We start from the raw sequence: 8,201 nt of genomic DNA, 5'->3' as shown, positions 1-8,201 counted from the left end.
TGGTTCACAGGTCATGTCATTAATACAAAAATGCCATATTTAATTATAGATGCTGCTTGGTATGGTGGGAATGAAAATATGTTGTGCCTAGGTTGGGAAGCATGGGCGAAAGAAGAACACTTTGAAGTAGAGTGGTTCCATGCTTATTCAAAATATCCAGCAGGTTATGGTATTAACACATATGATGGTCCAAATGGAAATTATAAAGGAAATGTAGATGGATCTTATCCATATGGCGTTTTTGCGAGAAAAGATGGCTATATCGATATTGGACAAAATACATGGGTAAAAGAAGAACATTTTAATGTAAGGTAATAACAAAGGGTTTCTTATTCTGCGATTATAAATATTAAATTTAAATATAAAGAAAAAATGTTATGAAAGGGTGCTTTTTTAAGTGCCTTTTTATATCACTTATAAATAGGAAGGAAGATTATTATGGCGAAATTTATTTATCCAACCGATACAACGAGAGTAACAAGTGGTTTTAGGGGGAGTAGACCAGATCATCATGGGATAGATCTGGCTGAATCGGGTTATCATCCGATTTATGCAGCGGCTAGCGGACGAGTTAGTCGTTCTTATGTTTCATCTAGTTATGGTGAATGTATTATGATTGTGCACACTATTGATGGGGGTACATGGGAAACAGTATATGCTCATATGCGTAGCGGTTCTCGAACGGTGAAAGAAGGTGATTATGTTACGCAAGGACAAACTATTGGAGTTATGGGTAGCACGGGAGAAGTTACTGGTCAACATCTACATTTTGAATTGCATAAAGGGTCTTGGAACGTTAATAAGAGTAATGCTGTGAATCCATTAGATTACTTAGGAAAAGGAGACGGTGGTGGTACAACAGATCCTTCTAATAAACCACTACAACCAAAAGGGCTAGGTATCGCAACGTCTAAATACCCAGAAGGATCGGGTATCAATTTATATAGTGGCCCTGGAAAAGATGCCTGGTTCACAGGTCATGTCATTAATACAAAAATGCCATATTTAATTATAGATGCTGCTTGGTATGGTGGGAATGAAAATATGTTGTGCCTAGGTTGGGAAGCATGGGCAAAAGAAGAACACTTTGAAGTAGAGTGGTTCCATGCTTATTCAAAATATCCAGCAGGTTATGGTATTAACACATATGATGGTCCAAATGGAAATTATAAAGGAAATGTAGATGGATCTTATCCATATGGGATTTTTGCAAGAAAAGATGGTTATATCGATATTGGACAAAATACATGGGTAAAAGAAGAACATTTTAATGTGAGATAAGGATATTAGAGTAGGGTCACTCGTGTGATTCTTTTTAATTTTTGAAAAGGAGATGAGAACGATGGAAGAACAAATCTTCAATTCAATGATTCAACAAGGAGCATTCGCAGCTTTATTTGTGTGGATGCTGTTTACTACGCAAAAAAAGAATGAACAGCGCGAAGAACAATATCAAAAAGTTATTGAAAAAAATCAACAGGTCATTGAAGAACAAGCAAAAGCATTTAGTTCGTTGTCAAAGGATTTATCAGATGTTAAGCAAAAAATATTGGGAAACGGGGATGAGAAATAAAATATGATATTAAATTATTTGTCGCGTATGTAGGTTCTCAAATAGAAATTCAATTAATATATAATAATGAGAAAAAGCCCTAATACCGATAAGTATTGGGGCTTTTTCTCATTAGCTATAGTGAATAAGGTTGTGGTGGATTCTTCAAGAGGAAAGAGTGAATGAAGTCTAATATTTAATGTAAATGAAATGAAACCTTGAAGGATGCTTAGTTATAACACAGTCTTATTCAGGGATTCGTTAGTTCGCTTTCTAAATTTAGGGAATAAATATAGCTTAGTACCTTGCAATAAATAATACTAAGTGGTATATTATGGATAAATCAGGTACCGTGTATTGAACAGTACTGAGATAGGGAAGGAGGATGGCACTTGAACGTTCAGTTTAAAAAAGGTGTGCTTGAACTTTGTGTATTAGCACTTGTAAAACGTAAAGATAGTTACGGTTATGAACTTGTTCAGCAAATCTCTAATAAATTTTTAATATCGGAAGGGTCAGTATACCCTTTGTTACGTCGTTTGACGAAAGAAGGGTATTTTCAAACGTATTTAAAGGAATCTACGGAAGGGCCACCTCGTAAATATTATCAATTAACAGAACAAGGGGAGACGCAATTTCATTTGTTAGTAACAGAATGGCGTGATTTTGCGAAAGGGGTACAAGAAATTATTGAAGGGGTGGAATGGGATGAGTAAAGAAGGGTTTCTTAAAGAATTATCAAGTTATCTTAGAAAGTTACCAGAGGAAGAGAGGCAAGATATTTTATTGGATTATGAAGAGCACTTTCAGTTTGGACTAGAAGAGGGGAAAACTGAATCAGAAATAATACAGGGCCTTGGTTCTCCGAAAGTAATCGCAAAAGAATTACTTGCGATGTATCGCTTCGATGAAATGAAAAAAAATCCATCGACTTCAAATGTGACAAGAGCTGTTATGGCAGCGATTGGACTTAGTTTGTTTAATTTTATTATTGTGTTAGGCCCGTTAGTCGCAATTATTGCTTTTATATTTTCTTTTTGGATTGGTGGTATTGCTAGTGTAGTAACACCATTTTTCGTTATTGGAAAAGTATTTATGGGTACTTTTATATGGTTGGATCTTTTCGTTAGTATAACGTTTGTTGGAGTAGGTTTGTTGTTATGTATTATCGCTTTTTATAGTACAAAGTGGTTTAAGAGATTGTGTGTACGATACGTAATATGGAACTTCAAAATGATAAAAGGAGAGTAAATGATGAAAAAACTATTTTTAATCGCTATCGCTTGTATCATTATTGGAGTAATAGGAATTTCCCAAACATATGAAAAAGCAGTACAAACTGCTGAAAAAGGCGATAAAGAAGATGTAATTAAAAACGAAACATTAAAAAATATAGAAGTTAAGTTAGATGCCGGAGATATTGTTATCCAAAAATCTCCTGACTCTTCTTTTTATGTAAAGCAATCAGGAGATGTACGTAAACAAGTGATTCGTATTGCAGAAGATGGTGACACATTAAAAATTATTGGGGAAAGAGAAAAAGGTGCTTCATTTGATTTTTCTTTTTACGATTTTAGGTTCCAAACGTCTAAATTGACTCTCCTTGTGCCCGAACGCTCTTATCAAGATGTAAAAGTAAATTCATCTGCTGGACAAATCGAAATGAGTGATGTGAAAAGTGATAGTGTAAGTGTTAGAACACTTGCTGGAGAAGTAGAGCTGAAACAAGTAACGTCTAAGAATGTGGAGGGATCTACAAAAGCTGGTGAGGTGAACTTTAAAAAAGTAATAGGGAAAGTGACCGCAAAAACAACAAGTGGGGAAATAAATATTCAAGATCATGATTCTAAGTATAATCTAGAAGCAAGTTCAACTGCGGGAGATATAGATATTACTTTATCGGAAAAACCACAAGATGCGGTAATTACTGGGCAAAGTGCTGCCGGAGATGTAACAATTTTTAATGAAGAAAATAATAACGTAACAATTGGAAATGGTAGTAAAAAGATTAGCGGTAAAACGGCTGCTGGAGATGTCACGATTGAAACTCGTTAATAAGAAATAGAGTGCATGGAAATCTATCAAAATACAAAAAGAAGATAATTACCGTATATAAATAAGGTAATTATCTTCTTTTTGTTATTTTTAATGTAAATCACGATATACGCCAATTACTTTCCCGATAACTGACACTTGTTTTAAAATGATAGGTTCTAATGAAGAGTTTTCTGGTTGTAGACGGAAATGGTCTTTTTCTTTATAGAAACGTTTAACAGTTGCTTCGTTATCTTCTGTTAAAGCGACTACAATTTCACCATTATATGCAGACTGTTGTTGGCGAACAACAACTAAATCTCCATCGAAAATACCAGCTTCAATCATACTATCTCCAGAAATACGTAACATGAACACTTGGTCTGCTCCGGAAACAATGCTAGCTGGAAGTGGGAAATGTTCCTCTACGCTTTCGACCGCTGTAATTGGTAAACCAGCAGTAACTTTTCCGACAATTGGAACTTGAATAACAGATTGTGTTTCCGTATCCATTCGGTCTTCGCCTAAAATTTCAATGGCACGTGGTTTTGTTGGATCGCGTCGAATGTATCCTTTTTCTTCTAATCGTGATAAATGTCCGTGCACTGTAGAACTAGAAGCGAGGCCGACTGCTTGACCAATTTCACGTACGGAAGGTGGATATCCTTTTTCTTGTACTTTTAGCTTAATAAAGTCGAGAATGTCTTGCTGGCGTTTCGTTAACTTTTCCATGTTTTCTAACACCTCGTTTTCTTTCATTTTTCTTATTAATAAGTATAACATGTGAAAAAACATTCTACAAACATAAGTTCGAACAAATGGCAGATTTATGTTACACTATAGGGAAATGATAGGGAGAAAGAGGGGTTCAAAATGAATGCAATTATTTATGCACGTGTGAGTACAACGAAAGAAGCGCAAGAAACATCATTATTACGTCAAAAAGATGAATTATTGCATTTAGCTGAGCGCTATCAAATGAATGTTACTAAGGTGATTGAAGAGCAGGCTAGTGGGTATACAATTGAACGTGACGGTATATTAGAGGTGTTAGATACAATTCGGGACGAACAAATTGATGTGTTACTTATACAAGATGAAACGCGCCTTGGTAGAGGGAATGCGAAGATTGCATTAATGCATTGTTTACATAAAGAAGGCATAAAAGTATATACACATACACATAATGGTGAATTACAATTGTCGGATTCTGATTCGATGGTATTAGATATTATTGGTATTGTTGAAGAATATCAAAGGAAGATTCATAACTTGAAAATTAAACGAGGTATGCAACGTGCAGTAGAAAAAGGTTATCGTCCAGAAAATAATTTAAAAAATCGTCATTTAAGTGTAGGAAGAGAGAAAAAAGAAGTGCCAATTGAGGAAATTGTACGTTTGCGAAAAAGTGAACTCACGTTTGAAGAAATTGCAGCAACACTACGTGGATTTGGTCATAATGTTTCAAAGGCGACTGTACATCGTAGATATGTAGAGTATACGAAGCAATTGCTTGATAAAGAAGAGTAACTATTGTATGATAATAATCAGTTTTGATTAGAAGGGGGATTCGAGATGATTAATCACGAACTCGTTGAACGCATTAACTTCTTAGCGAAAAAAGCAAAAGCTGAAGGTTTAACTGAAGAAGAGCAACGTGAGCGTCAATCGCTACGTGAACAATATTTAAAAGGATTTCGTCAAAATATGTTAAACGAACTTAAAGGTATTAAAGTTGTTAACGAAGAAGGTACAGATGTTACACCGACGAAATTAAAAGCTTTAAAAAAGCAAGATAATGCAAAATTAAATTAAAAGATGGGCGAAGCCCATCTTTTTTATTTGTAAAAATCCTTATTTAATAACTTTCCAGTTGTTATTAACGGTTGCTTCTATCGTTCTATGTTCCAATATATAATTAGCGATAAGTTCAGACATATCAGTGGGTATATCTTTTACTATCGGTTTGTTTTGAAACATAAAGAAATTTCCCCCGCCACTTGCACGATAATTATTCATTACAACGTCATATTCGTCATTCATATTAAGAGGAGCACTTTTATGCTGTAAAGATTCTACTCTTTCACCAATTGGTTTTGAAATGTTTAATACATATGAAATCCCTTCCCACATATCATAATTATAATGTTGTGGCTTTGGTTCTATGTAGGTAGGGCTTACGATGATGGATCCATCTGTTTTTAATGTGAAATAAGAAGCAGAGAGTTCAAGAGCATCTTTTATATCTGCTCCAGTTATTCTAATTACTTTTAATGTGTTTGGATAAATATAATTAGAAACGATGTCACGCATTGTTACATGTTCTGGGAAGCCTGGAGATGTATTATGGAACAAACTTGTACAAGAAATTGATACATTAGCTATATCCATCTGTATTTTATTTATGAACTCGATAAAAGGATGATCATGCAAACGAGTTTGCATAGCATCTGAAATTTGCATGTCCCCCTCAATAATTCCAATAGGTTGATCAAGCCACTTTTGTGTTTTCTCTTCGTAATCGGCTACCAATGAAAGTACATCTTGGTCCGCTGCAACCCCTTGTACAGATAATAATTCAGAAGAACTCTCTTTTTTCACCCATTTATGTTTCATTTTTTCGAATGTTACTTTTACTTTTCCAACTGAGTGTCCATTGCATCCGGTCTGTAAAATTGTTACACCGTTAGCCATTGTGTGAGAAATGTCTCGGTGTTGATGACCTGTTAGTAAAAGATCTATGCCTTCAATTTCCTGGCACATTGCATATCCTTGGTTTTCACCTGTTAACACTTCAGTCGGTTCCCCGGTTTGTAAATCACTTTCAAATCCACCGTGATAGGCTACGACTAATAAATCTGGTTTCTCGTGTTCGTGAATATAAGAAACCCATTTTTTTGTAGTCTCTAATGCATCTTCAAATAGTAAATCTTTAATATGATGGGCCTGTTCCCAATTTGGGATGTAATGTGTTGTTACCCCTAAAATAGCAATTTTTATATTTGATTCAATCTGTTTGATTATATAAGGTTTTCCGAAATAGGGTTTCTTTATGTTTTTATCTAAAATGTTTGCTGATAGGTACGGGAAGTTCGCAGTAGTCACAGCATTATTTAATATGTCCATCCCGTAATTAAATTCATGATTGCCGATAACTGCAGCATCATACTGTAGGTAATTCGCTAATAAGGACATTGGGTTTTTTTTGTTTTTTTCGTATGTAACATAATGATAAGTAAATGGTGTTCCTTGAATGAAGTCACCATTATCAATTAAAAGAACGTTTGTATTTTGGGAACGTTCTTTTTTTATAAGAGTAGAAATTTTAGCTAAACCAAGTTCTGCCGGGGAGTTATCTTGGTAGTAAATGGGATAAACAGTGCCATGTATATCGCTTGTTAATAAGATGTTTAAAGTTACAGTTTGATTTTGTTCCAATATGACTCACCTTTTCTATTGTTATCTTCCAATTCATCATATCAAATATGTGAAGTGAATTTTGATGTGAATGTATAGAATGTGTAAAGATTCTGTAAATAACAAATTGTGCATCAAAATATGTGATATATTTCTTCATGTTTACGGAAGCTTATTTCATAACAAGAAAAATGGAGGCAATAATATGTTGAAAAAAGTTTTTGCAATGAGTACAACAGTTGTACTAGCGGCGGGATTATTAAGTGGCTGCGGAGCGAAAGAATCAAGTGCAAGTAAAAATGAAGATACGAAAAAAGGTTATGTACCAAAGACCTTAAATGTTCAATTTGTTCCTTCTCAAAATGCGGATACGCTAGAGGCGAAGGCAAAACCATTGGAAAAGCTATTAAGCGATAAATTAAATATTCCGGTAAAAGTTAGTATTTCAACTAACTACAATACAATTGTAGAAGCGATGGCATCTAAACAAGTAGATGTAGGGTTTTTACCGCCAACAGCGTACGTGTTAGCACATGAAAAGAAGGCTGCTAATGTAATTTTGCAAGCACAACGTTTTGGAGTAGAGGATGAAACAGGAGCTCCTACAAAAGATTTAGTAGACTATTATAAATCTGAGTTTGTTGTTAAAAAAGACTCTAATATAAATAGTGTAAAAGATTTAAAAGGTAAAAAAATTGGTTATCAAGATGTAACATCATCAGCAGGATATGTATGGCCTGCAGCTGTTCTATTAAAAGAGGGAATTGATCCGCTAAAGGATGTGAAACCTGTTACATTAAAAGGCCATGATCAGTCACTTATTGCACTTTTAAATGGTGATGTAGATGCAGCTGTTGTATTCCAAGATGCTCGTAATATTGTAAAAAAAGATTATCCGAATATATTTGATCAAACGAAAATAGTGAAATTTACTGAGAAAATTCCGAACGATACAATTTCTGTACGCTCGGATTTAGATGCAGAGTGGAGTAAGAAATTACAAGATGCTTTCATTGAAATTGGAAAAAATGAGGAAGGCCGTAAAATCATTAAAGAAGTATATTCCCATGAAGGATATATTAAATCTGATGATAGTAAATTTGATATTGTTCGTGAATATGGAAAGACAGTGAAGACGCAATAATACATAGTGAAATGGCGGCTAGCTGGAAGGTGTGAGATTTCAGTTAGTTTGCCG

General features: G+C 34.5%; 10 protein-coding genes and 1 pseudogene. 9 read left to right on the top strand and 2 right to left on the bottom strand.

Translation table 11 applies throughout. From position 1 onward, the window contains the following. The 6 genes and pseudogenes from DOS87_RS20675 to DOS87_RS20650 form a co-directional block, all read left to right on the top strand. Positions 1-315: pseudogene (locus tag DOS87_RS20675) on the top strand (lysozyme family protein); the annotation flags it as partial. A 123-nt stretch (positions 316-438) separates the two neighbouring features. Then, positions 439-1,281: a M23 family metallopeptidase gene (locus DOS87_RS20670; protein ID WP_001051370.1), complete on the top strand. Its 843-nt coding sequence runs from the start codon at positions 439-441 to the stop codon at positions 1,279-1,281. 61 nt (positions 1,282-1,342) lie between these two features. Beyond that, positions 1,343-1,573, top strand: a complete 231-nt coding sequence (locus tag DOS87_RS20665; protein WP_000392443.1) for a BhlA/UviB family holin-like peptide — start codon at positions 1,343-1,345, stop codon at positions 1,571-1,573. Between the two features lie 371 nt (positions 1,574-1,944). Further along, a complete protein-coding gene (locus DOS87_RS20660) occupies positions 1,945-2,268 on the top strand; it encodes a PadR family transcriptional regulator (RefSeq protein WP_001102628.1) in 324 nt (107 codons plus the stop codon). Next, positions 2,261-2,803: a DUF1700 domain-containing protein gene (locus DOS87_RS20655; RefSeq protein WP_000031383.1), complete on the top strand. Its 543-nt coding sequence runs from the start codon at positions 2,261-2,263 to the stop codon at positions 2,801-2,803. The genes DOS87_RS20660 and DOS87_RS20655 overlap by 8 nt, the downstream gene beginning before the upstream one ends. Then, the gene (locus tag DOS87_RS20650; protein ID WP_000976234.1) at positions 2,804-3,607 is read left to right on the top strand and encodes a DUF4097 family beta strand repeat-containing protein; all 804 of its coding nucleotides are present in this window, start codon (positions 2,804-2,806) and stop codon (positions 3,605-3,607) included. A 90-nt stretch (positions 3,608-3,697) separates the two neighbouring features. Here DOS87_RS20650 and lexA read toward each other — a convergent pair whose 3' ends face one another. Next, entirely contained in the window at positions 3,698-4,318 is a 621-nt protein-coding gene (gene lexA / locus DOS87_RS20645) for a transcriptional repressor LexA (RefSeq protein WP_000413739.1), read from the bottom strand. A 141-nt stretch (positions 4,319-4,459) separates the two neighbouring features. On the opposite strand from lexA, the gene DOS87_RS20640 reads away from it, so the two are divergent. Both DOS87_RS20640 and DOS87_RS20635 read left to right on the top strand, forming a co-directional pair. Next, positions 4,460-5,116 carry a YneB family resolvase-like protein gene (locus DOS87_RS20640; RefSeq protein WP_000991471.1) on the top strand — a complete coding sequence of 219 codons (657 nt, stop codon included), beginning with the start codon at positions 4,460-4,462 and terminating at the stop codon, positions 5,114-5,116. Positions 5,117-5,161: 45 nt separating this feature from the next. Then, positions 5,162-5,401 carry a DUF896 domain-containing protein gene (locus tag DOS87_RS20635; protein ID WP_000607015.1) on the top strand — a complete coding sequence of 80 codons (240 nt, stop codon included), beginning with the start codon at positions 5,162-5,164 and terminating at the stop codon, positions 5,399-5,401. A 39-nt stretch (positions 5,402-5,440) separates the two neighbouring features. On the opposite strand, the gene DOS87_RS20630 is transcribed toward DOS87_RS20635, so the two are convergent. After that, positions 5,441-7,024 carry a bifunctional metallophosphatase/5'-nucleotidase gene (locus DOS87_RS20630; RefSeq protein WP_000437463.1) on the bottom strand — a complete coding sequence of 528 codons (1,584 nt, stop codon included), beginning with the start codon at positions 7,022-7,024 and terminating at the stop codon, positions 5,441-5,443. 184 nt (positions 7,025-7,208) lie between these two features. On the opposite strand from DOS87_RS20630, the gene DOS87_RS20625 reads away from it, so the two are divergent. After that, entirely contained in the window at positions 7,209-8,147 is a 939-nt protein-coding gene (locus DOS87_RS20625) for a phosphate/phosphite/phosphonate ABC transporter substrate-binding protein (protein ID WP_000915042.1), read from the top strand. Positions 8,148-8,201: the final 54 nt, after the last annotated feature.

The sequence above is a fragment of the Bacillus sp. CR71 genome (assembly GCF_003429245.1).
GTDB lineage: Bacteria > Bacillota > Bacilli > Bacillales > Bacillaceae_G > Bacillus_A > Bacillus_A thuringiensis_S.
This window is presented reverse-complemented; position numbering and strand designations above follow the sequence as displayed.